This window comes from Paenibacillus lemnae (genome assembly GCF_012933385.1).
Classification (GTDB): domain Bacteria; phylum Bacillota; class Bacilli; order Paenibacillales; family Paenibacillaceae; genus Paenibacillus_AQ; species Paenibacillus_AQ lemnae.
This window is the reverse complement of the sequence record NZ_JABBPN010000012.1, coordinates 79,271-104,968: the sequence shown is the minus strand read 5'-3', so window position 1 is coordinate 104,968 and position 25,698 is coordinate 79,271. Positions and strand designations below refer to the sequence as shown.

General features: G+C 48.1%; 20 protein-coding genes. 9 read left to right on the top strand and 11 right to left on the bottom strand.

Features of this window, described 5'->3' with window-relative positions; genetic code table 11:
• Nucleotides 1-85: 85 nt before the first annotated feature.
• Nucleotides 86-1,576, bottom strand: a complete 1,491-nt coding sequence (locus HII30_RS13725) for an extracellular solute-binding protein (protein ID WP_169505635.1) — start codon at nt 1,574-1,576, stop codon at nt 86-88.
• Nucleotides 1,577-1,776: 200 nt separating this feature from the next.
• Here HII30_RS13725 and HII30_RS13720 point away from each other — a divergent pair, with 200 nt between their 5' ends.
• From HII30_RS13720 to HII30_RS13700, 5 genes are all read left to right on the top strand, one after another.
• Nucleotides 1,777-4,065: a helix-turn-helix domain-containing protein gene (locus HII30_RS13720; RefSeq protein ID WP_211184593.1), complete on the top strand. Its 2,289-nt coding sequence runs from the start codon at nt 1,777-1,779 to the stop codon at nt 4,063-4,065.
• A gap of 121 nt (nt 4,066-4,186) precedes the next feature.
• Nucleotides 4,187-4,399: a hypothetical protein gene (locus HII30_RS13715; RefSeq protein ID WP_169505524.1), complete on the top strand. Its 213-nt coding sequence runs from the start codon at nt 4,187-4,189 to the stop codon at nt 4,397-4,399.
• Nucleotides 4,400-4,943: 544 nt separating this feature from the next.
• Nucleotides 4,944-5,438 carry a cation:proton antiporter regulatory subunit gene (locus tag HII30_RS13710; protein ID WP_169505602.1) on the top strand — a complete coding sequence of 165 codons (495 nt, stop codon included), beginning with the start codon at nt 4,944-4,946 and terminating at the stop codon, nt 5,436-5,438.
• A 4-nt stretch (nt 5,439-5,442) separates the two neighbouring features.
• Complete coding sequence (locus HII30_RS13705; RefSeq protein ID WP_169505601.1) at nt 5,443-6,684, top strand: cation:proton antiporter; 1,242 nt, start codon at nt 5,443-5,445, stop codon at nt 6,682-6,684.
• Between the two features lie 53 nt (nt 6,685-6,737).
• Complete coding sequence (locus HII30_RS13700) at nt 6,738-7,580, top strand: YitT family protein (protein WP_169505600.1); 843 nt, start codon at nt 6,738-6,740, stop codon at nt 7,578-7,580.
• A 75-nt stretch (nt 7,581-7,655) separates the two neighbouring features.
• On the opposite strand, the gene arfA is transcribed toward HII30_RS13700, so the two are convergent.
• Nucleotides 7,656-9,167, bottom strand: a complete 1,512-nt coding sequence (gene arfA / locus HII30_RS13695) for an arabinosylfuranosidase ArfA (protein WP_169505599.1) — start codon at nt 9,165-9,167, stop codon at nt 7,656-7,658.
• 239 nt (nt 9,168-9,406) lie between these two features.
• On the opposite strand from arfA, the gene HII30_RS13690 reads away from it, so the two are divergent.
• Nucleotides 9,407-10,318, top strand: coding sequence for an ArsR/SmtB family transcription factor (locus HII30_RS13690; RefSeq protein WP_169505598.1), 912 nt, complete (start codon nt 9,407-9,409; stop codon nt 10,316-10,318).
• Between the two features lie 20 nt (nt 10,319-10,338).
• Here the strand turns inward: HII30_RS13690 and HII30_RS13685 are convergent, their stop codons facing one another.
• Nucleotides 10,339-11,364 carry a dienelactone hydrolase family protein gene (locus HII30_RS13685; RefSeq protein WP_169505597.1) on the bottom strand — a complete coding sequence of 342 codons (1,026 nt, stop codon included), beginning with the start codon at nt 11,362-11,364 and terminating at the stop codon, nt 10,339-10,341.
• 143 nt (nt 11,365-11,507) lie between these two features.
• Here HII30_RS13685 and kduI point away from each other — a divergent pair, with 143 nt between their 5' ends.
• The 3 genes from kduI to kduD all read left to right on the top strand — a co-directional run bounded on the left by kduI (nt 11,508) and on the right by kduD (nt 13,955).
• Entirely contained in the window at nt 11,508-12,341 is an 834-nt protein-coding gene (gene kduI, locus HII30_RS13680) for a 5-dehydro-4-deoxy-D-glucuronate isomerase (protein ID WP_169505596.1), read from the top strand.
• 40 nt (nt 12,342-12,381) lie between these two features.
• The gene (locus HII30_RS13675) at nt 12,382-13,140 is read left to right on the top strand and encodes a DeoR/GlpR family DNA-binding transcription regulator (protein ID WP_169505595.1); all 759 of its coding nucleotides are present in this window, start codon (nt 12,382-12,384) and stop codon (nt 13,138-13,140) included.
• 62 nt (nt 13,141-13,202) lie between these two features.
• Nucleotides 13,203-13,955 carry a 2-dehydro-3-deoxy-D-gluconate 5-dehydrogenase KduD gene (gene kduD, locus HII30_RS13670; protein ID WP_169505594.1) on the top strand — a complete coding sequence of 251 codons (753 nt, stop codon included), beginning with the start codon at nt 13,203-13,205 and terminating at the stop codon, nt 13,953-13,955.
• A 94-nt stretch (nt 13,956-14,049) separates the two neighbouring features.
• Here kduD and HII30_RS13665 read toward each other — a convergent pair whose 3' ends face one another.
• The 8 genes from HII30_RS13665 to floT all read right to left on the bottom strand — a co-directional run bounded on the left by HII30_RS13665 (nt 14,050) and on the right by floT (nt 25,698).
• Nucleotides 14,050-14,703, bottom strand: a complete 654-nt coding sequence (locus HII30_RS13665) for a 50S ribosomal protein L25 (RefSeq protein WP_169505593.1) — start codon at nt 14,701-14,703, stop codon at nt 14,050-14,052.
• Nucleotides 14,704-14,891: 188 nt separating this feature from the next.
• Nucleotides 14,892-17,243 carry a type I pullulanase gene (gene pulA / locus HII30_RS13660; RefSeq protein ID WP_246246396.1) on the bottom strand — a complete coding sequence of 784 codons (2,352 nt, stop codon included), beginning with the start codon at nt 17,241-17,243 and terminating at the stop codon, nt 14,892-14,894.
• 263 nt (nt 17,244-17,506) lie between these two features.
• Nucleotides 17,507-19,222: a phosphoenolpyruvate--protein phosphotransferase gene (ptsP, locus tag HII30_RS13655; protein ID WP_169505592.1), complete on the bottom strand. Its 1,716-nt coding sequence runs from the start codon at nt 19,220-19,222 to the stop codon at nt 17,507-17,509.
• Nucleotides 19,215-19,490, bottom strand: coding sequence for an HPr family phosphocarrier protein (locus HII30_RS13650; RefSeq protein ID WP_169505591.1), 276 nt, complete (start codon nt 19,488-19,490; stop codon nt 19,215-19,217). Before HII30_RS13650 ends, ptsP begins: the two co-directional genes overlap by 8 nt.
• Before the next feature lie 47 nt (nt 19,491-19,537).
• The gene (gene ptsG, locus HII30_RS13645; RefSeq protein ID WP_169505590.1) at nt 19,538-21,604 is read right to left on the bottom strand and encodes a glucose-specific PTS transporter subunit IIBC; all 2,067 of its coding nucleotides are present in this window, start codon (nt 21,602-21,604) and stop codon (nt 19,538-19,540) included.
• A 270-nt stretch (nt 21,605-21,874) separates the two neighbouring features.
• Nucleotides 21,875-22,726 carry a glucose PTS transporter transcription antiterminator GlcT gene (gene glcT, locus HII30_RS13640; RefSeq protein WP_169505589.1) on the bottom strand — a complete coding sequence of 284 codons (852 nt, stop codon included), beginning with the start codon at nt 22,724-22,726 and terminating at the stop codon, nt 21,875-21,877.
• A gap of 53 nt (nt 22,727-22,779) precedes the next feature.
• Complete coding sequence (locus tag HII30_RS13635) at nt 22,780-23,991, bottom strand: aminotransferase class I/II-fold pyridoxal phosphate-dependent enzyme (protein ID WP_169505633.1); 1,212 nt, start codon at nt 23,989-23,991, stop codon at nt 22,780-22,782.
• A 171-nt stretch (nt 23,992-24,162) separates the two neighbouring features.
• Nucleotides 24,163-25,698 (bottom strand): flotillin lipid rafts scaffold protein FloT, encoded by a 1,536-nt coding sequence (gene floT, locus HII30_RS13630; RefSeq protein ID WP_169505588.1) that lies wholly within the window; start codon nt 25,696-25,698, stop codon nt 24,163-24,165.

Genomic DNA, 25,698 nt, shown 5'->3' with positions numbered 1-25,698 from the left:
TCTATCTTATCTGAGGATTGTGATGTATTCAGAAATACTGGAACAGATGACAAAAAACCGGGATCCGCTGCTGCGGATCCCGGTTTTAATGTGCCTGTTTTTTTAAATAAGAAGCATTAAATTCATGAATGATCTGCTGTCCGCCTTCCTTAAGCCATACCTCGACAGCGCGGTCAAAGCCCTCCTCGTCAATCATGCCCAAAATATATTTGTATACAGCGGAGTGAATGCTTTCCATGATTCGGTTGCCCTTGATGTTAAAGGTTTCCGAAGTCAGTGACACGGTGGGATCATAAACAAGAAATTGTTCATTGTCCACAATGAGGCGCTCTGCTTTCTCCTTGACTTCCAGATTATAATAGGGGACCAGCATATTCGGTATCGTGCTGAAGCCGCCAACCATTAACGCCTGATAAGGCTTAACGTCTTTATCCTTCTGATTATGAGTTCCCAGCGTTGCTGCCTTTCCATCCACAACCTTATAATGAGTGTCCTCCAAACCCCAGTAGATCAGGTTCGCGGCTTCCGGGGACATCAGCTGATCATAAAATTCCAGAATTTTCAGCAGCTCTTCTTCAGTCGAAATGGCTGACTTCGGAAACAGAACGACGGTTCCATAACCTGAGGAAGCCCAAATCTTTGGTCCCTTGGGACCATTCACACGATTATGCACATCCAGGGATGCATCCGGATTTACCTCCTGAAGCCTCGCTTCCAGTGAAACGACGTCTCCCATCGCTCCGATGTATACACCCGCCTTCCCTTGAATTAACAGCTCCTGCTGGTCGGCTTTGCTTGTAACCGGAAAATCCTTGTTAATCAGGCCTTCTTCATGCAGACGCCGGAAAAAATCAAGCGTATCCTTAAATTCCTGAAACATAAATTCCGGTTTCAGTTTTATTGTTCCGACATCCTCCACAAAGCCCCATTCATTAGGCACCCCATGATAAGATGCGATACTCTTAAAGGCACCGTATATGAGATCGCTCCTGTCTGTTAATCCGATGGTATCGTTTCTGCCGTTGCCATCAGGATCTTCCAGGGTAAACTTTTTCAGCATCATATACAGATCTTCCAGTGTTTCCGGAGGTCCCAGTCCCAGCTTATCCGCCCAATCCTTTCGATAAATCACGCCCTGCCGGGCCAAGGCCCTCTCTTGGTACAGAGCATACAACTTTCCGTCTACCCTGATATTATCAAGCACTTCCTGCTTCAGCAGGCTCAAATTAGGAAATGAGTCCAGGTAAGGGCCGATCTCCCAGAACAAACCGCTGCGTATTTCGCTAATCATAGAGGAGAACGATGCTGCATTTTTCAAATAAAGCGCTTTCGGAAGTGTGCCGGTGGCAAGTGAAGCATACATCTTCGCATCATAGCTTCCATCCGGAATCCATTGGATATCAAGACGGGTATTTGTTTTCTCCTCCAGCAGCAGCTCGATCGTCTCTGCCGGAACCTGAGCTGTATGCAGATTGGCCATCATGGAAATTCTTGTCCAGGAATCGTCCGCAATCCTGTCTTTGGCTGCAGGACTACAGCCCATCGAAAGCGAAAACAAAATAAACAGGATTATCATACGAGAAAGACGGTACGTACTCTTCAATCTTGTTCCCCCATATCTATACGCTTTTTAAGCAGTTTAATAAAACATTCTTATCTCAGGATTATTTCAATTGAAATGATTATTGAACAAGTAGAGCTCAGCTCATAGAATGATTATACACACAGATCAGAGAAGAAGGTGTACATTTGCAAACAAATAGTTTTTTCACCAAAATGATTATGTTCGGTTGTGTGATTTGCATCCTCCCTCTTCTGGCCCTTGGATTCTTCTCTTTCCTGAAGTCTTCAGCGGCTGTGCAGCAGCATGTCAATAACGGGAATATTCAGATCATGAATCAAATAAACAGCAAGATGGAGCAGGTTTTGCGAACCGTAGACTATACTTTAAATTATGTCATCAATTCCAATATGCTGCAGGATGCTCTTTACCGCCCTCTGACATTTTATGATTTTGAACTGTACAACCAGCTTCGTAATGAGGTGAGTCTTCTGCAATCTCCGGATACGAAAGTCACCGATGTCATTCTGGCCAATCCCGAATCAAATTGGATCATAAATAACCGGGGGATGTACTCTTTTAATGAATACGCTTCCAAACAAGAGATGCTTAACATCATGAGTGGTGCTGCCATGTCCAGCTGGACCCTCATCCCGACCGAGTCACTGGGTTCCAGTGATACGACGAGCTACGCCTGTCCATTTACAGTTGCTTTGGTGAAGAAAATGCCTTTGTCAGGGGCTCCGGCAAGAGGAGCCGCTATAGCGACGATCCCCAGCTGCAGTCTGGGAGCGATGCTGAAGGATGCATCCAGTTCCAGTGATACGATGATCCTGGACTCGGAATTTCGAATTGTAGCCCACCCCGACCACAGCAAGCTGGGACAGCCTCTAGCAGAGTCCGGTTTTGTAAATCTCGGCGATTTGGATCGCTTTCAAGCGAGAAGCGGACAGTTTGAAACCCAGATCGATAATGAACCCATATCTATAACCTATGTAAAGTCCGAATTCAACGGCTGGATTTACGCTTCATTTACAGAGGTATCTGCAGTCACCAAGGATTCCCGATCCATCGGCTGGTTCACCTTTTACGTCTGTCTGATTATTATCGGTGTCGGTGTCATGTTTGTATGGCTCGGCAGCCGCAGAATGTACTCTCCCATCCGGGATATGTTTCAGAATATTGCGGACCGCCTTCCAGAGATCACGGCCAATAACAAAAATGAACTGCAAATTATCGATGAACATATCCGTGATATGTTCGCGTCCAACAAAAAGCTCAGCTACGAGCTCCATCAAAGCAGCAGGCAGATACGCACTTTTTTTCTCAGCAATTTGCTGCTTGGCAAAATTCCGCCCGGTGAGATTGTGGAACGTATAGAGCTGCTGGGCTATGCTGAACAAATTTCTGGCTGGAATCATATGGCCGTGTTTACACTTCAGATCGATATGCTGGAAGATACCCGCTATGATTCTGGCGATCATGAACTCCTGCTGTTTGCGATCCATAATATTATTGAAGAAATGATTCCCACGGAGCAGCGTCTGCCATCGGTCATTCTGGATCAGACTCAGATTACCCTTGTCGGACGGGGCGATGTCACTCCAGAGGAATTCAATGACTACCTTTATAAGCTGTCGGAAGAAATCCAGAGTACGACCAATTCTTTCCTGGATTTGGACGTCAGCATTGGCATCAGTCTTCCATTCAAACATATTCACAATGCCTCAAGAGCCTACCATGAGGGGCTCGAAGCCCTGAAGCACCGCCTGATCCTGGGTACTGGTGTCGTCATTCCGTACTACAACTTGAACTTTGGCAAGCATACCCGTGTCTACTTTTACCCTGCTCAGCTTGAGAACGAGCTGATCGACGCCATCAAGCTGGCTGAAGAGGATCGGGCAATGGATTTGCTCAAACAGTGGATGGCTGAAGTTTTCCAAAAAGAACGAACGCCGCAGGAATATCAAATCTCTCTCGTCCGCCTGTTGAATGATCTTATGATTGTTATGCAGGAAACTGGCATTTCTCTGGATCAGGTTAATATTAGAGACAGTTCTCTCGTTGAAGAACTGCTCCAGCTGTATGTCAGTGCAGATATTGAAATCTGGTTTAAAACCCGTATTATCAGGCCGATGATATGCGTATTCCGTGACCGGCAGGACTCTCAATATCAAAACTTGTCCGAGCAGATCATTGAAATCATACGCAGCGAATACGACCGGAACATTACGCTGGAGGAATGTGCAGCCCGGCTTCACTACAATAATTTCTATTTGAGCAGTGTCTTCAAGAAGGAAACGAACATGTCGTTTAGTGAGTACCTGACCCAATACCGTTTAAACATGTCCAAAAAATGGCTTCGAGAGACCGACATGCCCGTCAAAGATATTGCCGAAAAGTTAACCTACAACAACTCACAGAATTTTATTCGTTCTTTTCGGAAACTTGAAGGGATGACGCCCGGGCAGTTTCGCAGTAAGTATCGCGAGACTAGCGGGTAAACCTGGTTTCTTTACACCTCTGCTCCTGTCTATAATCTGATTCACAGCTCCTCTTCATGTTTATTCGTTACATATACCGTGACTTGAAGCTGCAAACTAGATAGGAAAGGAATGAGACCATATGGATAAGAAAAAAACAGATCATGAAGATCGTTTTCCGGGAGTTGATCCCATCCCTGAGCCGGACCGTCAGGATCACGCATCAACGGATATGCTTGACGATGTAGTGACCGGCATTTTGGAAAACAAAGATGATGAGAAACTGAAGCAAAAACATAACCCAAGCAATGAAAACGTGGATCGATCACCTGGTAACTTGCCTGACGAGAAGTAAACTTGACCTGGAGCTGACAGCTCCAGGTTTTTTTATCGTTCTCGTTTTGAGAACGATTCATTTTATGTTATGATGAAACAAATGAAATGCAGTATGAAGGGGGTGGAACCACGTTGAAGCTGATTTACAACTTTTTTCGGAAACTAACAACGGTTGCTATGCTCATTATCGTGGCATTTTCCCTATACATCCCTGTTGATCATCCATACGGTTACGAGAATAGTTCGGAACGATTCTTATCTGAATCTACCAAACATGTAAAAGCAGCAGCTTTTCTGAAAAAATCACACTCCACTTCCAAGCTTTTTTCAACGATTAAATCTGTGATACTCATATTATTTACAGCTGCGGCGGCTATACTGTTTGTTCCAAAGCCCCGATTTTCATATCGACCCATTTTCTTGCTGCAGCTAAAACTTCAATGCCTGTTCCCTATTAAGTTCACCTCTCTTTTTGTGAGCCGTTCCAGTTCCTCCCCACTGAATAACGCAATTTAAAATCACATCATACAGAAACTCAGATGACTCCAGGAGGTATTTTATTTATGCATGTAAGAGAAAGTGATCTGCCGGGAATCGGTAAAAAGTTTGTCATTGAGACTCGTGGCGGAGACAAAGCCGTTGTTATCATTCACGATGATGGTAGACGCGAAATTTATCACTTCAGTTACGATGATGCCGAAGAGAGCGTCTCCATGATCTCGATGGACGATGATGAAGCCAGGCAGCTAGCAGCCATTGTCGGCGGTCTGACGTACAAACCAAAAGCGCTGGAAACTATCGATATCGCCCTTGATGAGCTGATCATCGAATGGTATCATATCGAGCCGAACTACTACGGTGCTGGAAAATCCATCGGTCAGCTTGATGTGCGGCAAACCTCAGGCGCCACCATTATTGCAGTTGTAGAGAAGAATCAAGGCAAACAAATTAATCCAGGCCCAGGGGTCATCATTACACCAGGCTCGACGGTCGTGGTTGCAGGAGAGCGCCAGCAGCAGCGGTTATTCAAACAAATTCTACTGAATGGAAGTGGTTGAGTACATGAACCATCTTGTATTTGAAGTAGGCCTTGCGATCGCTTTGATTGCAGCGGCAGGTTTAATCTCTTCCAAGCTGCGTTTCTCTGTTATCCCTTTTTATATTCTAGTCGGTATGGCGGTTGGTCCTCATGCTATGCAGTGGTGGCATTTTGACTTTCGATTCATCGAAAGCGCGCCCCTTATTGAATTCATGGGACGAATCGGCGTACTGTTCCTGCTCTTCTATCTCGGTCTTGAATTTTCAGTGGGCCGGCTAATCAAATCCGGGCGATCCATCGCCGTCGGAGGCACCATTTATATTGGAATCAACTTCACCTTAGGTTTGCTGCTCGGATTTCTTGCTGGTTACCCTACTGCTGAAACGCTTGTTATAGCGGGTATTACAACGATATCCTCCAGTGCTATTGTTGCCAAGGTGCTCGTCGATCTGAAGCGTACGGCCAATGCAGAAACCGAGATGATTCTAGGAATCATTATGTTTGAAGATGTGTTTCTGGCCGTGTATATCTCCATCCTGTCCGGACTCGTATTAAGCGGCTCGTCCTCAATCGGAGGGGTTCTGCTGTCTGCTGTTATCGCATTGGGCTTCATGCTGGTTGTGCTCATTGTAGGACGCCAGGCTGTACCATTGCTGAACCGGCTGCTGAATATCAGGTCCAATGAATTGTTTTCACTCGTTATATTTGGAGCACTGTTCCTGCTGGCCGGTTTCTCGGAGACGATTCACGTAGCGGAAGCCATTGGTGCACTGCTGCTTGGTTTGGTTCTCGCGGAAACGGAACATGCCAAGCGGATTGAACATCTGATTCTGCCATTCCGGGATTTCTTTGGTGCTATATTCTTCTTCAGCTTCGGATTAACCATTGACCCGCTTGCACTCGGCGGAGCGATCTGGCTGTCCCTGATTGCGGTCATCATTACCTTGATTGGTAACTACACGGCAGGAATGCTTGCCGGACGAAGCGCAGGATTGTCTTCCAAGGCATCGTCGAACATCGGTTTGACCATCGTTTCTCGCGGTGAGTTCTCCATTATTCTCGCGAATCTCGGTAAAGCCGGCGGCTTGATGACCATCATCCAGCCTTTTGCGGCACTATATGTACTCATCCTGGCTATCCTGGGACCTTTATTAACTAAAGAATCCAAGCATGTTTATAATTTCCTCAATCGGATTTTCAAATTTAAAGACAGTAAAAGCAAGAAGAAAGCGGACCCTATTATCCTCAACGAGGATCACAGCTGATCATCTTCTCACCTCTGCGCATAAGCAGCAGTTCATACCGTAAGCGGCTGATCATGACAGTCCTTGGTTCTATGATCGCCGCTTTCGGGTTGGATATGTTTCTCGTTCCAAACGGCTTTATCGCTGGAGGAATGACCGGGGTGTCCGCTCTGGCATCGCAAATTACGGGTGTCCAGACCGGGTTATTCCTTTTGATGCTGAATTTGCCGCTTATGATTCTGCTGCAGCGTACCGTACAACAGCAGCAGCATGCTGTTGCCATTGTAGGCCTTGTTGTGTTCAGCGGCTGCTCACTGCTGTTTCATCCTCTACCTGCATTGCTCGAAGCCTCTGCAGGTGCTGCGGCAATAGGAGGGGTAATGCTCGGTTTAGGAATAGGCATCGGCATCCGCCACGGCGCTGTTCTGGATATGCTTCAGTCCTTTAACCTTCCTGGGGCCGTGCTTGCTGCCTTGAACCACCTGCGGCTTCGGGGAACCGTCATAATCGTCAATCTTGTGCTGCTGTCGTTGGCCGGGTTACTGCTGAGCTTGGAACAGGCTTTATATTCTGCAGTTGCTTGTCTGCTGGCTCTGGAATCAGCTCGGTTTGCCGTATCAGGATTCTCTTTGCATTTCGAGGCATCCGTACAGACTGCTCATTCCCAGTTTGTTCAAGACGCGCTGGAACAGTTCCTTGGCGTAAGTGCCATTCAAGATCAGGATCAGGATAAAAACACAGTCCCTTCTGCTTCACTTGAACAGAGACAGATATTGAACTTTAAAGTTCATGTCCTGGAGATAGCCAGATTTAAAGTTCTTCTCAGATCTGCCGATCCACAGGCTTCTCTGTCTATCAAACGGTGGAACAATAATCTTGCACAGAATCAGACAGAGGGTACGTCTGACACAGCATAAGAATCTGTAAGCTGCAAAAAAAGAGAGTCCCGCGAAGATGACTTCCCGGGACTCTCTCTTTTTTACATTAAGTTACTATGCCTTTTTCAAACGAATGACATTCCAGGATGCCTTGGGCAGGCGAGCTGTCACTTTGCCGTCTTTGCACTCACTTTGACCGCGATTATGCGGTTTGACTTTTTCCTCTTCCGCCGTATTTACCGCTTTCAGATCATCATGCTCCAGGACGAGATGTTCTGCCAGCTGATACCCCTCAAAACTGCGGACATCACAATCCAGATCCATGGCAGTGTCCAGGCTGCGGTTCACCGCGAAAATGGTCACTTCATCATCGGCCTCATTATATACAACGGCACTATCCAAATATAGCACATCCGTAAAGTCTTTGGCATCATATTTCGGAGAGTCTACAATCGGCTGCAGTGATACGCCGCGTCCATATTTCGATGCATGTAAATAAGGATAAAAAATGGTCTGTTTCCAAGCACGCCCATTGTTTTCAGTCATAATGGGTGCAATAACATTAACCAACTGCGCTAAACAAGCCATCTTTACACGATCAGCATGCCGCAGGAAAGTCACGAGCATACTGCCGACAAGCAGGGCATCCTCAAAGTTATACACATCCTCCAGCTGCGGCGGGGCGAAAGACCAAGGCTCAATCTTTTGATCTGCATTGTTGGAGTGATACCAGACATTCCATTCATCAAAGCTGAGATACATTGTCTTTTTGCTGCGCTTTTTGGATTTGATATAGTCACAGGTCGAACGGACCGTCTGAATAAAATAATCCATATCCATTCCCCGGGCCAGATAATTTGCGGAATCTCCATCACGATTGCCATAATAGGTATGCAGCGATACATAATCTACAGCATCATAGGTGTGGTCCAGTGTAACAGCTTCCCATTCCGGGAATGTCGCCATTGCTGAGCTGGAACTGCCGCAGGATACGAGCTCAATACTTGGATCCATCAATCGCATGGCTTTCGCGGTTTCCAAAGCCAGACGGCCGTATTCTTCTGCTGTCTTGTGACCGATCTGCCAAGGGCCGTCCATCTCATTGCCAAGACACCAGGTTTTAAAGTTGTGAGGCTGTTCATAGCCGTGTTTGCGCCTCAGATCACTCCAATACGAGCCTTTCGGGTGATTGCAGTATTCAAGCAGGTTTCTTGCTGCATCGATTCCCCGTGATCCCAGATTGACAGCCATCATAACTTCCGAACCTACATCCTTAGCCCAAGCCGCAAATTCATTTGTTCCGACTTCATTGGTTTCAATTGTTCTCCACGCCAGCTCCAGACGCGTCGGACGCTCTTCCACAGGGCCAACGCCATCCTCCCAATTATATCCTGATACAAAGTTTCCTCCCGGATAACGAATAATCGGAACATTTAACTCACGGATCAGCTCTTTCACATCACTCCGAAATCCGTGCTCATCAGCCGTGTCATGACCCGGCTCATAGATTCCGCCATACACTGCCCGTCCTAAATGTTCGATAAATGACCCATAAATACGGTTATCCACTTCCGCAATCCGGAACGATTTATCCACAATCATTCGTGCTTTTAATTGGTTCATCATCCATCTCTCCCATCGGTGATAACTTATCCATTGAATCCGCTTACAGAGAAATTAACACATCAAATCTATTTTGTAAATATAAATATAAATTAATTTATACTTATATAAACTAATAGATCAGTACGAAGACAGCATTTATACCCAAGGCGTGTAACTTTCTTTCCCTTGCCGTTTCGTTTATAATGATGTGAAATAAAATGATGCCGGATGATTGTTCCGAGGAAGAAGGTTCTTTGCCCATGATCTATATCAAACATTTGATGAGCGGTCTCGATATTTTTAAAGCGCTCAGTTCAGATATCCGAATTCAAATCATCGAACTGCTCGCTAAAAACCAGAGTTTAAATCTGAATGATTTGGCAAAACGGTTGAATCTCAGCAATGGAGCCATCACGATGCATATCAAAAAGCTGGAGGACAGCGGCTTGATCGAGATTCAGACCAGCGGCGGAAAGCATGGTATCCAAAAGATCTGTTACCTCAAAAAAGAGAAGCTGATGGTCGATCTGATCAGCAGAGATGAAGACAACCTGTACGAAACGGAGATACGTGTCGGACACTTCAGTGATTATCGGGCAGCTCCTACCTGTGGATTAGCCACTAAAGATCAGATCGTAGGTGAGTTTGACGATCCCCGTTATTTTGCAGACCCCAAACGTGTGGAGGCCGAGATTATTTGGCTCTCTGAAGGATATTTGGAGTATCGCATTCCCAACTATCTAAAGCCTTATCAGAAACTTCGTGAGATTCAATTCTCCATGGAACTCGGCTCTGAGGCTCCGGGTTATTGTGATCAATATCCTTCAGACATCCGGTTTCATATTAACAACACGGAGATCGGCAGCTGGACAAGCCCGGGTGACTTTGGTGACTCACGTGGTACATTTAATCCCGAATGGTGGCCGCCCCAGTTGAACCAGTACGGAATGCTGAAGCTGATCCGCATTAATAACGACGGCTGCTTTATTGATGGCTTCCGCATTTCTGATGTAACACTGGAGCATATCGGACTCGATTACAGAAGTTCTATTGCTTTTCGAATGGCTGTGGATGACCGGTCCGAGAATAAAGGAGGTTTGACTATATTCGGTAAGCACTTCGGCAATTACAGCCAGGATCTGCTTGTACGGGTCATATACGATACGATATAAGGCACTCTGCCCGGATTAAGTTACTTGCGAAGCTGTTGACACAGCCAGTCATATGATTTTCTGCCGCTGATCTCATGTCCACCAGGAAACAGATCGACGGTTAAACGTTCAGATGCCCCCGCCTGATTGTAAATATGCTGAATCTCCGCTTCCGCTTTTCGGAAACCGGCTTCTGGAAATATGAAATCATGAAGGCCTGATTCCAGAAACAATGGACGGGGACATAGTAATCCGATCCATTCCGGCAGCTCCGCATAAGTCAGCATGCCGGGCGTATAGTTGCAGAGACAATGCTGCACAGCCAATATACTATCCTTATACGTATTGGTGTAACCCGTGAGAACAATCGCTTTTAACCGTTCATCCAGTACGGCGGCGGTATACGCAAGCAGACCTCCGCCGGAGAATCCCATCACGCCGATCTTTGCTGAATCCACCTCCGGACGGCTGACAATATAATCGACCGCCTTTCGCAGCTCCGCAATCCTCAGACCGGTAAGGGTCTTTCCCAGCATCATCAGCTGCACAGCCATTCTGTAACAGGAAGAGGCAGCTTCAGGGTTCTTTTCCGTATCTGATCTCAAGCGTCGTTCACCAAATCCGACAACATCCGGAGCAATCACAATGACGCCGCGGCGCACCAGCTGTACTGCAAAATGCTGATGGATTCCGGGCGGACTTTCATCTGCCGTCCCATCCGGCAGCATGCCGGCAATTTCACGGCTGCCATAGCCGTGTCCATGAATGGCCAGCACAGCCGGCAGCGCCTTCTCACTGCAGTTATCAGGAATCAAAATATAGGCGCCGAACTCTAGGCCCTCTGCTGCCGAGAGAATGACTCGCTCACGAGTATAACCGGGACAAGAAACACGTTCCGTGATTACTGGGGCCGGAAGTTCACCTGTCTCAATCTCCCCGATGAGCTTGCGCATAACATCCGTAAGGTCACGCCGCCTTTGTTCCTTGGACTGTTCCCGTGTTTGTTGTGCCACCTTCTCCATATTTTTGCGGTACTGCTGCTCCATCCATGCATCTGCTTGAAACATCTTAAACCCTCCCTTTCTCAATTGCATTCCTGATTATATCATTCATTTTATACGATAACGCTTGCAAAATGAACATAAATGGAGTAGTTTGTACTTATATGAACCTTATTGTTCATGAATACACGGTGAAGGGGAAATGAATGATGGAAAGAAGATATGCATCACACCCTAACGAAGTTAAGCAATTTGATACCGAACGGCTGCGCAAGGAATTCCATATCCCGACTCTTTTTACTCCGGATCAGCTGGAGCTCGTTCTGTCGCATGAAGACCGCTTGATTATTGGCGGAGCCTACCCTGTTAAAGAAAGTGTGAAGCTGGATACGGACATGAAAGAACTTGGCGTGGAATTTTTCCTGGAGCGCCGCGAACTTGGTGTAATTAATGTAGGAGGTTCCGGTGTAGTTTCTGCGGACGGCGAAGAATTCCAGCTTGCGCACAAAGAATGCCTGTATATCGGCATGGGTACCAAGGAAGTCATCTTCAAAAGCAGCGACAGCTCCAATCCTGCCAAGTTCTACCTGAATTCTGCTCCCGCACATAAGGAATTTCCGGCTGCCAAAGCAACCCTTGAAGAGGCGGACTCCAGTGCTCTGGGTGATATCAAGAATTCTAATGACCGTGTCATCTACCGCTTTATCCATCAAAAAGGAATTGAGAGCGCACAGCTGGTCATGGGTATGACTCTGCTGAAGGAAGGCAACATGTGGAACACCATGCCAGCGCACACCCATCCTCGCCGTATGGAGGCCTATATGTACTTTGACCTTCCAGACGATGCCGTGGTCATCCATCTGATGGGACAGCCTTCGGAAACGCGTCATATTGTCATGCGCAATGAACAGGCTGTCATCTCGCCAAGCTGGTCTATTCACAGCGGCGTAGGCACAAGCAATTATACCTTTATCTGGGGTATGGCCGGTGATAACAAGCGTTATGACGACATGGACGCTGTATCGATAAAAGAACTACAGTAGAGACAACACGCAATTTGCCAAGGAAGAGTTGATTTACAATATGAACCCGATCAGGCGATATGAAAAAATTATGGAGCTGCTGCTCACACGCAAGGAAGTCACCGTCTCGGAGCTCAGCGAACAGCTTCAGGTTTCCGGGAAGACGGTCCGCGAGGACCTGACGCGTCTGGAAGAACAGGGATTGATTGTCCGCGTTCACGGCGGTGCGGTTCTTGCACAAAGCGACCAGTTCGGCATTCTTCCGGCCAGAGAGCCTTTGTCAAAACACAGCGATGAAAAAGCCGAGATCGCACAACTGGCACTCTCCCGCATTGAACCGGGTAATATCATTGCTCTGGACGGCGGCAGCACGACATTGGAAATCGCACGGAGATTGCCGAACGCGCCCCTTACAGTAGTCACCAACGATGTGTATATCATCAGTGAGCTTGCGGCCAAGGATGAAATCCGTCTGGTCGTTCCGGGGGGCTACCGGGTACGCAATGTGCTTGCCGGACCGGATTCCGCCGCTTATGTACGGCAGCTCAACATACAGAAAGCTTTCATATCGGCTACAGGTGTTCATCCGGATCATGGATTAACGATCTATACCGGAGACCTGCTTGATTTCAAGCAGGCGCTTGTAAATACGTCCCTGGAAGTATATGCTGCGGTACATCATCAAAAATTCGGACAGACGGCTCTGCGGACATTCGCATCCTTACAGGAACTGACCGCCATTTTGACAGACCGCGGATTGCCTGACGAGACGGAAGACATGTACGTTAAGGCAGGAATACCTATTATCAAGCCCCGCTGACCATTGACCATCAAGGGCAGTCAGGCGGAATATTTTCCATAAGAAAGGAGCGCTGAGCGCCAGTGAGCAAATTCGATTTAAGCGGCAAGACCGCAATGGTTACCGGTGCAGCCCGTGGATTAGGCCAAGGCATTGCAGCTGCCTTAGCCGAAGCAGGAGCTGACGTCGTATGCGTATCATATAACACCAGTGAAGAAACGATGAACATCATTCGTTCTTTCGGCAGAAAAACATCAGAAATCAAGGTGGATCTCAGTGATGCATCCAAGCTTCAGGAGACGTTTGACCAAGCGCTTCAGCTGACCGGCAGCGTCGATATCCTGGTCAATAATGCCGGAATCATCCGCCGTACACCGGCAAAGGATCACAGCATGCAGGACTTTCTCGATGTCATCGACTTGAATCTAAATAGCGTGTTTCTCCTGTCACAGCATGCAGGACGACATATGATCGAGAGAGGCAGCGGAAAAATTATTAATATTTGCTCCATGCTCTCCTATCAGGGGGGAATCAACGTACCCGGTTATACGGCAAGCAAACATGGTATCGCTGGTCTAACCAAGGCGCTCGCCAATGAGTGGGCTGCCAGCGGTGTACAGGTCAACGGCATTGCTCCGGGCTACATTGAGACAGACAACACAGAGCAGATTCGTCAGGATGAGGAACGTTTCCGGTCAATCACAGAACGCATTCCTGCCGGACGCTGGGGCAAACCTGAGGATATCGGCGGCCCTGCTGTATTCCTCGCTTCCGCAGCGGCAGATTACCTGAGCGGACATGTCCTTTGTGTTGACGGCGGCTGGATGGCTCGTTAACAGGTATTTTGATACTGCAGCATCGCATCAAAGCAAAGAGGGCCTTCCCTAAGATCTTTAGGGAAGGCCCTCTCGGTTTATATGATAAAGCGTTCTAGTCCTCTTTTGTTCCTTCTGCTTCCTGGTTTCCGTCTTCGGCCACGGCGCCGTCTTCAGTGTCACTCTCAGCATCTGTATCCGCCGCTTCCACTACGCGAGGAACGATAACAGAAGCAAGAACCTCTTCATCCTCAGCGTAAAGAGTAATCCCTTTAGGAAGCTCCAGATCGGCCACAGTCAACCGGTCGCCAATCTCCAAAGAAGAGATATCGGCTTCAATGACAGAAGGAAGATCATTTGGAAGACCTTCTACGTCCAGCTCCGTTACTTGTGTCTGAACAATACCACCGCTCTTCGTTCCAACAGCCTCACCCTGATAGCTGACTGGAATAGTAACACGAACCGGTTTATTCATGGAGATGTGGAGAAAATCAACATGGACGAATTTACCGCCGCGCTGCTGTACGTCTTTGATTAGAACCGGAAGAGAATCCGAGCCCTTGATGTTCAGTTTGAAAGATTCCGAACGTCCCTTATGAAAGAGCTTGGATGCGTCTTTCAGATCGACGGATACAGGAATACTTTCAGTACCTGCGCCATATACGACTCCCGGTACGCCGCCACTTTCACGAATCGTGCGGCGGGAGGCACGTGTGAATTCATTGCGAACCTCAGCTTCTAATTGAAAACTATTTCTCTTTGACGTCATTATTAACATCCTCCTTATACGAAACAAGCTTATCTATGTTTTACCCCTTTCCCTTGCTTGGTAATCATCTAACTTGTTTTGCGTTTCAGCAGCCTGTCTTGGGGTAATGATATGTACCCCTCTCTTATTAATATAAAAAAATGCAGCTTATGGAATGATTCCAAAAGCTGCATTTTTTTTATGGCGTTTCAGCTGGCCTTCCCCGTGATCACATCAGACAAGGCAGATTCTTTGCCGCTGGACACCTTTACCTGCACGGTCTGTCGATGGTCAGGCACAATAATATAACGGTCCTGCTCCCACTCTCTGGCTTCCCAATCATTAAGCCTGACAATACAGCCGATCTTTTCTACATCGGCAGCAGCATAAATAACCGCTTGCGCACGTCCTTTCTCCATGTGGGTAAAATCAATCCGACCGTCCTTCACTCCAGTGCCCCACACCCATAAATTCCAGCCGCTGTACTGATGGTCTGTACGTTCATATTCAACCTGGACCTTGACCAGGTTTTGCTTCAGCCGATCATGATCTTCGTACAAGACCATGAGTGAAAGCCCCGGTACTGTTACGTCGGCATGATCCGTCGTTGAAATAATCTCATTACCTGCTAACCGTTCATTGACAACAATATTCCAGCTGTAGGGAGTCGGCGGAAGCTCTACCTTTGAAGCCTGTAAATTCCCGTTCACGATGACCACGATCTGCTTCCAGGGATCCCCATTCGCACAATCTGACAACCGGTATGCCACCACCTGGTCACTGCAGCGAATGATCTCCATATGTCTTTCGATTTGTTCACGGCTGTTCATCCGGAATGCCGGGTGATTTCGCCGGAGGCTGATCAAGCCACAATAGTAAGCATGAACCTCCTTAAAGCGCTGCTTCAGGCTCCACGGGATCGCATTGACCGCATCCCCGCTGCGGTAGCTGTTATGGTCTCCAAATTTACTCCGTAAAAACTCATCGCCCGCATGAATTAGCGGAATGCCTTGAGACAGCAGGACGATTCCATTTGCGAGCAAACACCGCTTCACTGCTTCAGATGCCAAGGCATCCTGTACCTGAATTGTTCTGTACGGGTCTGCCGCTGTCACTTTTTCAACAATGTAAGCTCCATCTGCCGGACGCCCGTTTTCCATGTGAATAAATCCTGCCTCATGCCATTTGCCCATCGAGATCATGACCTTATCCCATAGATTCAGATTGTCATGGACCGTCACATAATTAACCGTCTCCGACGCCTCAAGCGCGAAATCATGGATCGATCCCAGCATCCCCTCTGCCACGGCTCCTTCATACCAGGTCTCCCCTGTGGCAAAGCCTTTACCTCCGCCATCATTATCTCCTTTAATCGCATGACGAAAATGATCGTTAAAGACAGCAAAGCCTTTTCCGCGCTGCGTCCCTTTAAAAGTCTTGTTCTGCAGCGGACTATCTCCGCCTGTCCAGGGCTCCCCATAAATCAGCAGACCCGGATCGACTTCACATCGCAGCTCCTGGACAATCTCTGTGATCGTCTCTACATCAATGAGCGCCATGAGATCAAAGCGGAACCCGTCAATATGATATTCTTCAGCCCAATATCGCAGGGAATCCTTGATATATTTACGCACCATCGGTTTTTCTGAAGCCAGCTCGTTACCCACACCAGAGCCGTTAGACAATCGGCCGCTGCTGTCTCTCCTGTAGAAATACCCCGGCACGACCTGCTCAAATGGTCCGTCTTCCACGGTGTAGGTGTGATTGTACACCACATCCATTATGACCCGTATTCCTTTTTGGTGCAGGGCCTGTATCATTTCTTTGCACTCCGTGATCCGGACCTCCGGCTTCCTTGGGTCTGTCGCATAGGATCCCTCGGGCACATTATAATGTTGAGGATCGTATCCCCAGTTGTATTCCCCTTCAGCATCCCAGACAGGAGAGGACGTCAGCTCATTGACCGTTTTAAAATCAAATATCGGCAGCAAATGTACATGGGTGATTCCCAACTCAACCAGATGATCAATGCCCAGACTGTTGCCAAACTCATCACGCAAGCCACATTCCGTAAAAGCCTTGAATTTACCTTTATATCGCATCCCTGAATCGGGTGAAATCGAGAAATCTCTTACATGCAGTTCATACAGAACCGCATCAGTAGGTTGAACAAAAGGAGGCCTCTGGTCGTTTTCCCACCCTTCCGGACAACAAAGCACCGGATTGACGATAGCTCCCCGGCATCCGTTGGCGCTGACTGCAGCAGCATAGGGATCTACAGCATAGTTGAACCTTCCATTTTCCCGGTAAATCTTGTACATATAAAACTTTCCGGACAGATCACCGGATACGGCTGCACTCCAGACTCCCTGATCCTGCATGTTCATTGTAACTTCGATACCACCATGGTGGTCCTGTACCATCCCGGATGAATCATATTTTCCTTCATCTTCATACAGCATCAAAGACACGGCTTCGGCACCCGGAGCCCATAAGCGGAATCCTGTGGACTCCGGGCTGTAGATGATACCCAGTTTCATATCAGTTATTTCTTGGATCATGTCCATATTCATCATAATCACCGTCACTTTTAAAATAGATTCATTTAATAGTATTGGCGCTTGATTCATAAGACAGACCTGCGGAATATAAATCGTTTTCAAATACAGTCTATGCCTTATGCGCCTTATGAGTTCGGGTATACGTCTTTTATCGGATGAAACAGACCGCTTTTTGATAAAAAAAGAAGGTATCCCCGGTTCTTCGCCGGGAATACCTTAATGATGTAGAAACAACCTTGAAAACGGAAGAAACATTAATCAGACTATTTCGATACGGCTTGATTGACCAGCTCTACTACATCTTCTGCTGTGCCCAGGTTCAGTGCTTTGAAAGCAAGTTCCTGCATATCCGTTTTGGACAGCTTGGAAATCTGGCTGCGTGCAGGCAGGATGGAAGTGGCGCTCATACTGAATTCATCCAGCCCGAGGCCCAAAAGCAGCGGAATAGCCGTTGCATCCCCGGCCATCTCGCCGCACATGCCGGCCCAGCGGCCTTCACGGTGTGCAGCATCAATGACCATTTTGACCAAACGCAGAATGGCTGGATTATAAGGCTGATAGAGATACGATACTCTCTCATTCATTCGATCCGCTGCCATCGTATACTGGATCAGATCGTTGGTCCCGATACTGAAGAAGTCTACTTCTTTAGCGAATTGATCGGCCATCACCGCCGTCGAAGGAATTTCGACCATGATGCCGAGCTGAATATCTTCAGAAACCGCGATATCTTCGGAAATAAGCTTGGATTTCTCTTCTTCCAGCAGCGCTTTGGCTTGCCTAAATTCGTCCAGGGTAGCAATCATAGGGAACATGATTCTAAGATTCCCGTGGACGCTGGCCCGGAGCAGAGCCCGCAGTTGGGTTCTGAATATATCCTGGCGCTCTAGACATAAGCGTACGGCACGAAATCCGAGAAACGGGTTCATTTCTTTAGGAAGATCCAGATAAGGCAGTTCCTTATCTCCCCCAATGTCGAGTGTACGCACTACAACCGGCTTTCCTTCCATTTTTTCCAATACCGTTTTGTAGGCCTGGAATTGGACATCTTCGGAAGGCAGCTTGTCACGGCCCATATACAAAAATTCTGTACGGTACAGACCTACGCCTTCTCCACCATTGTCTTGGACACCAGCCACGTCATTGGGTGTGCCGATATTGGCTGCCAGTTCAACATGAACCCCATCACTGGTTACAGTCGGCTCGCTGCGAAGCTTTCTCCACTCCTCAACCTGCTCCGCATAACTTTCCTGCTTCTTACGATATTCAGCAACGGTTTGTTCATCCGGATTGATCAGAACCATACCTTCCAGACCATCCACAATGATCAAGTCACCGCTTGCTGCACTTGTGAGAACATTCTGGGTTCCGACGACTGCCGGAATCTCCAGTGAACGTGCCATAATGGCCGAGTGTGAAGTTCTTCCGCCAATGTTGGTTGTAAAGCCTTTGACATAATTACGATTGAGCTGAGCTGTATCCGAGGGTGTCAGATCTTCTGCGATGACGATGACTTCCTCGCTGATTTCTGAAGGATTTACATAATTCAGGTCCAGCAAATGCTTCAGTACACGCTTGGTAACATCACGCATATCTGCAGCACGTTCCTGAAGATATGCGCTTTTCATATTTTGGAACATCTCAATAAATTGAGATGCCGTCTCATTTAAAGCAAATTCGGCACAGACCGATTCCTCTTTAATCTTATCTTTTACCGGATTGATCAACTCCGGATCGTCCAGGATTAGAAGATGAGATTCGAAAATCTCAGCCTTCTTCTCCCCGAGCTCCTGGAGTGTACGAGCTTTAATTTCCTCAAGCTCAGCTCTTGATGCATCCAGTGAAGATTCCAGTTTAGCGATTTCGCTGTCGGTATCTTCAATTTTCCGGTGTGTTACGGTGTAATCGGGATGCTCCAGGATGAATGCTTTAGCAATGGCAATCCCTGCCGATGCTGCAATCCCCTTAATACTACTCATTGAGCTCCCCCAGCCCTTCGTTCACCATCACATCAGCCAGTGCGTTCAATGCATCATTTTCACTGGGGCCCTCCGAAATTAATGTCAGAGTATCACCCTGTTCCAAACCGAGGGACAGAACGCCCAAGATCGATTTCAACGTTACCTTCTTGCCGCCGGCTTCCGCGAAGGATTCGGTGTCCTTGAATTTGTTTGCTGTGTTTACCAGTGCTGTTGCCGGACGTGCGTGGATACCGTCCTCGTCTGTAATTCTGAATGTTTTTTGCATGTTCATCATCCCTCTTTCTATGGTTTATATCATGTACTTACCCAAATTTATTTAATTGTGATAATATCCGCTTCTCCAGATGTTACACTTCCCGTTTTGTTCAGCTTCACTGAAGCTCCTTCAGGCAGATTGGAGAAGATGATCGGTGAAATAATGGAAGGCGCATGCTCCTTCACATAATCGAGATCGACCTCCATAATCGGCTGTCCTGCCGATACCAGGTCTCCTTCCTGTACCAAAACTTTGAATCCCTGACCTTTGAGTTTCACGGTATTGACACCAATATGGACAAGTACTTCTTTACCGCCATCTGACATGATGCCAATTGCGTGCTTGCTCGGGAACACATTAAACACTTTGCCGTAAACAGGAGAAGCAATGGTACCATCATGAGGCAGCACCGCAAATCCATCCCCCGTCATCCGCTGGGAAAACACTGGATCCGGCACATTGGAGATATCCATCAGCTCGCCGTTGACAGGTGATACGATATCTTCAAGAATGATCGCATCCCCGTCCTGTGCAGCCTGCTGCTCCACTTCCGCAGTTTTCGGTGCTTCAGGTGCAGGTATCGCTGGTCCCGATTCTGGTGTAATGCCGGACATGATGTCTTGAATCTGGGACTTAATCGTGTCCGAACGGGTTCCAAAGATTGCCTGCACATTGTTACCCACTTCCAGAACGCCGGAAGCACCCAGCTGTTTAAGCCGGTCCTTGTCCACATCCGCTTTATCTTTAACCTCTACGCGTAAACGGGTAATACACGCATCCAGATGAGCGATATTGCCTTGACCGCCCAATGCCGTCAAAATATTGCGCGGCAGCTCATCTTTTCCGCCCCCGGAGGAAGCTCCTGCTCCCTGTTTGTCCGACGCTTCTTCACGCCCCGGTGTCCGCAGATTGAACTTGCGAATAACAAACCGGAATCCGAAGTAGTATATGACCGCCATTATCAGACCGACGATGATAACATTCCACCATGGTGTCCGGTTAGGAATGACACCGAAGATCATATAGTCAATCAAGCCTCCGGAGAACGTCATTCCGATCTTCGTCCCCAGAATATGCATGGTCATGAAGGACAGGCCTGCAAAGATGACATGAACGACGAACAGCAATGGAGCGACGAACAGGAATGAGAATTCCAGCGGCTCCGTGATCCCGGTCAAGAACGAAGTTAAGGCCGCAGACCCCATAATACCCGCCACATATTTTTTATGCTCGGGTTTAGCCTCATGGTAAATCGCAAGCGCCGCTGCCGGCAGACCGAACATCATGAACGGGAATTTACCGGTCATGAACGTTCCTGCGGTGAATTCTACGCCATCGCGAAGCTGGGCCATAAAGATATTTTGGTCGCCCCGCACAAGCTGTCCTGCACTATTGACATATTCCCCGAACTCGAACCAGAACGGCGAATAAAAAATATGATGCAGTCCGAATGGAATCAATCCGCGCTCTACGATCCCGAACACCAGTGCCGACAGGGTACGGTTTTGCTCCAGCATAAAATGAGATGCTGAGTTGAGCCCCACCTGGATCGGCGGCCAGATCACGGTCATCAGCAATCCCAGCAGCACAGCTGTAGCCGCAGTCATGATCGGCACAAAACGCTTACCGGCAAAAAATCCGAGATACGAAGGCAGTTCGATTTTGAAGAACCGGTTATACATGCTGGCTGCCAGCACGCCCACGATAATCCCTCCGAATACCCCGGTCGCAAGTGTTGGAATACCCAGAACACTGGCATAAGCATAATCCGTACCGACCATCGCAGGGGTTACACCGATGACCGTTCCCATCGTCACGTTCATGACAAGATAGCCGATAATCGCTGCCAAGCCAGCAACACCATCTCCCCCGGCCAAACCGACGGCGACCCCGACAGCAAACAGCAGAGGCAGATTGGTGAAGACGATTTGTCCGGCATTCATCATTACCGTAGCTACTGCTTGAACCCAGGCTGCATTTAACCATGGGGCATACTGAAGGAAATCGTCGTTGATCAGCATATTACCCAAACCGAGCAGCAAACCAGCGGCCGGCAAAATTGCCACAGGCAGCATAAGCGCCTTACCTACTCTTTGCAAAACGCCAAACAGACGTTTGAACATCGTCATTCTCCTTTCTTTTATTTCACCAAGACGCGGTGAATCAACAGCAAATGTCAACAAAAAAAGGCATAAGCATACAGCAGAATTCATGTCTTGCTTCTAACCGTAGGATACCCTGAAACGGATAGAAACAACCAAAAATCCTGTTATATACTCATGCCTGATCGAATCAGTTACACGTAGATTTGCTGCTTTATTTCATGACAGTCCGTATTGTAACATCCATGTCAGCTTGTTGCAAGCGTATCACTTTCTTTTTCTTGAAAATTATTATTCGCCCTGCTCTTTTCGCTGGGCCAGCCTTTGAAGATGAATAGTCAAGTATCCCGCTTCGGCTGGATACACCTTTTTTTTGAGGCGTACTTCCATCATTTTGGTCAGCGTCCACCCGAGCGCATACATTTCCGGATATTCACGTTTCAGCAGATCATCCAGCGGTCCCTCACCGAAATCAGTCTCTCCCCTGCGAACTCGTTCCAGCGCAAACCGGAGATGCGTGATTAACCGTGAGTAATCCAGAGAGTCCTTCGGAATCTCATAGTCCAGCTTCTCCTCCACGACCTGCACAAGATCAGACAACAGCTTGGAGTATTTCCGCACCTCCGAAATATGCTGATTGGTCAGTGCACTGTGAAAGTGAAGAGCAATAAAGCCGACTTCCTCTTCTCCCAGATCGACGCCCAGCCGCTGCCGAATCGTCCCTACCGCATATTCTGCCATACGATATTCTTCGGAATATAGTTCACGGGTTTCATACAAAAACGGGTTATGAATATGAAGGCCTTGAGCATGACGCTTAATGGCAAATGCAATATGATCGGTCAATGCGATATGAATATGTTCATTGAGTGTTCCACTACCAAAATTTGAAGCATGATGAATAATATCATTCATGGCTTCAATCAGCTGTTCGTCCACTTGGGGTACGAGCTGCTTATATTGCTCCTGCTCCTCCGGTTTCGTTAAAATAAACAATTTTTCCACAGAGGAAAGCGGGATCATATCCTTCGGTTTTCGGTTAAAACCGATTCCTTTGCCAATGACGACCACTTCATCGTGCTGGGGATGATACGCGATAATTACGTTATTGTTTAACACCTTGGCGACTTGTAAGCTGCCCACAATTGCACCTCATTCTAGACCATATATCCGCTAATATATCAGAAAAAAACGCTTTATGCCAAAAACTCTCCGATTCGCGCTGCCGCCTCTGCCAAAGTCTCTTCATCCTTGACGAGAGCCATGCGGACAAACCCTTCTCCCTGTGACCCGAAAGCATCCCCTGGAACGACGGCTACCCCGGTCTGGATTAACAACTCGCGGGCAAAGGTTTTGGAGTTCCAGCATGGGGAGCTTTGTCCCGAAGCCTCTGGCAGCCTGGCCCAGATGAACATCGTAGCCTTGGGTGACGGCACACTCCACCCAGCGGTTCGGAGCGCCTCCACAAACACATCCCGTCTTCTTTCATACATCTGCGCAACTCCCCGTTTATTCTCACAGGACATGGCTCGCTGCAGTGCAGCAATGGCGGCATGCTGAATCGGTTCAAACACACCATAGTCGATGTTGCTCTTTAAATCCCTCAGCGCGGACACCGCTTCGCGGTTACCTGCCAGAAATCCGACACGGCAGCCTGCCATATGAAAGCTTTTGGAAAATGAATGAAATTCAACGGCTGTTTCCAGTGCCCCGGGCACCTGAAGAATGCTGATGGGGCGGTAATCATCAAACCCCATCTCGGAATATGCCAGATCGTGTACGATCAAAACCCCGTGCTTTTTCGCAAGCTCAATCAGATTCTTGAAAAAGGTTATATCCGCCTGTACCGCAATCGGATTGCCGGGAAAATTCACAAGCATAAATTTCGTGCGTTTCCAAATGTCATCCGGAATTTCTGTGAAATCCGGTAAGAATTCATGCTCTTCTCTCAAGGGAAGCAGCCATGGCTCTACACCAGCAAGTTCAAGTGATCCGGCATAAATGGGATAGCCGGGATCAGGAACCATCACAATATCGCCCGGATTGCATACAGCCTGAGCCAGGTGCGCAAGTCCATCCTGAGATCCCATCAATGCAAGCATCTCGTGATCGGGATCAGCCGTCACGCCAAATCGGTGCTTTAACCAGGCCGTGGCTGCCTGCCGAAAAGCGGGTGTACCTTGGGATGACGGGTACGCATACTGATCTTCTCGAAGTACCATCCTGCTTAAAGCCTCTCTAATTTCCAAAGCCGGGGCTTGATCCGGACTTCCGATACTCAGGTCGATCAAAGTTTTCCCGTGCTCTAGCGCTTCCTGTTTCCATCCTGCAATTTCTGCGAAAATCGAGGAACCCAGCCGATCTAATCTATGGGATCGCCATGAAGGCGTCTGCTTGTTGTTAATCATGTACGTATCTCCTCCGTCTCCTACATCTGTAACGATCATTATATAACAACCCGGAGTCTCCGTCCTGAACATTCGTATGGAATGAACCGCCAATTTTCCTGCTGCATATTAAAAAGGACCGCGCATCAAGCGTGGTCCCATTCGGATGATTGTGTTAGATGACTTATATGATCATTTCTTTTCCTGTGCTGCACCCACTTCTAGGGCAGCAGGTTCCGGTTCACGTACTGGGGGTCTAACAGCAGGAACAGCATCCGGAAGTTTCTTCTTCGTCAAACCCTGAATCAGCTGTTCCACGTCGATGCCGGATACGCTTTTCAGCATTTCAGGTGCTGTGGACATAAGTTCTGTTACATAGTTGCTGACCCTTGCAGCGCCTTCACCTTTTCCCGTGTCTACCACAGTCAGCTTATCAATCGAAGAGATTGGCTGTGCGATTTTGCCCGCCAGTTCAGGCAGCATTTTGACAATAATATCGAGTACTGCTGCTTCTCCGAATTTGGAGAACGCTTCGGCAAGCTTTTCCTTGGCTTCGGCATCCGCCAGACCGCGCAGACGCGTTACTTCTGCTTCCGCTGTACCCTTTGCACGTTCCGCATCGGCAATCGCCAAACCGTCAAGACGTTTCTGCTCCGCTGATGCCTTGGCCTGTGTCTCAATGGAGTACTGCACTGCATCCGCTTCACGCATTCTGCGGGCCTTCTCGGCTTCAGCCGCTTGTTCCACCGCATAGCGGTCAGCATCGGCCTTTTTCTTCACTTCCGCATCATACTGCTTCTGACGGACCATGATTTCTTTTTCCTGAAGATCAATTTCCCGTTCCTTCCGAACAAGCTCTACCTTCATTTGCTCTTCAACCATGGTCTGCTTTGCGCGGGCTTCCTGGATATGATACGCCTGGTCAGCCTCCGCTTTGGCCGTATCCTGATCACGTTTAAAGGCGGCGACCTTCAGTTCTTTCTCCTTTGCAGCTTCAGCGATATTCGTATCTCTGACCAGCTCGGCCTTCTGTCCTTCCTCTTCGGCACGGGCTTTCTGGATTCTAGCATCCCGGACTGCTTCGGCTTCAGCAATTTCAGCATCGCGTTTTACGGTAGCAATCCGCGGTTTACCCAGTGCTTCGAGATAACCGTGCTTGTCGCGGACATCTTTGATCGTAAAGGATACAATCTGCAGTCCCATCTTTTTCAGGTCTCTGGCAGCCACACCCTGCACTTCCTGGGCGAATTTGTCGCGGTTTCGGTATACTTCCTCAACCGTCATGGAACCGAGAATGGCACGCAGATGGCCTTCCAGCACTTCCTGCGCCTCCCCTTTCAGCGCTTCGATGGGCTTGCCCATAAATTGCTCTGCAGCGGTAGCCACATCTTCTATCGAGCTTCCCACTTTAATGATTGCCACGCCGTCTGCCATGACCGGTACTCCCTGCTCTGTGTACACTTCAGGCGTCATGACATCAAGCTTATGTGACAACAGCGACACAAACTCAGACTGCTGAAAGATCGGCAGGATAAACGCGCCGCCGCCGCGGACGATTTTGATTCTGCGTCCCGATTCATCCTCTGAAATATTCTTGGTGCCAAGGAACGAACCAGTCACAATCATCGCCTCATCCGGGCTTACGGTTTTGTAACGGGCCCAAAACGCGAGACCCAATACGATAATGACTCCTACAACAATAGACGGAATAACTAAATACTCTGGCAT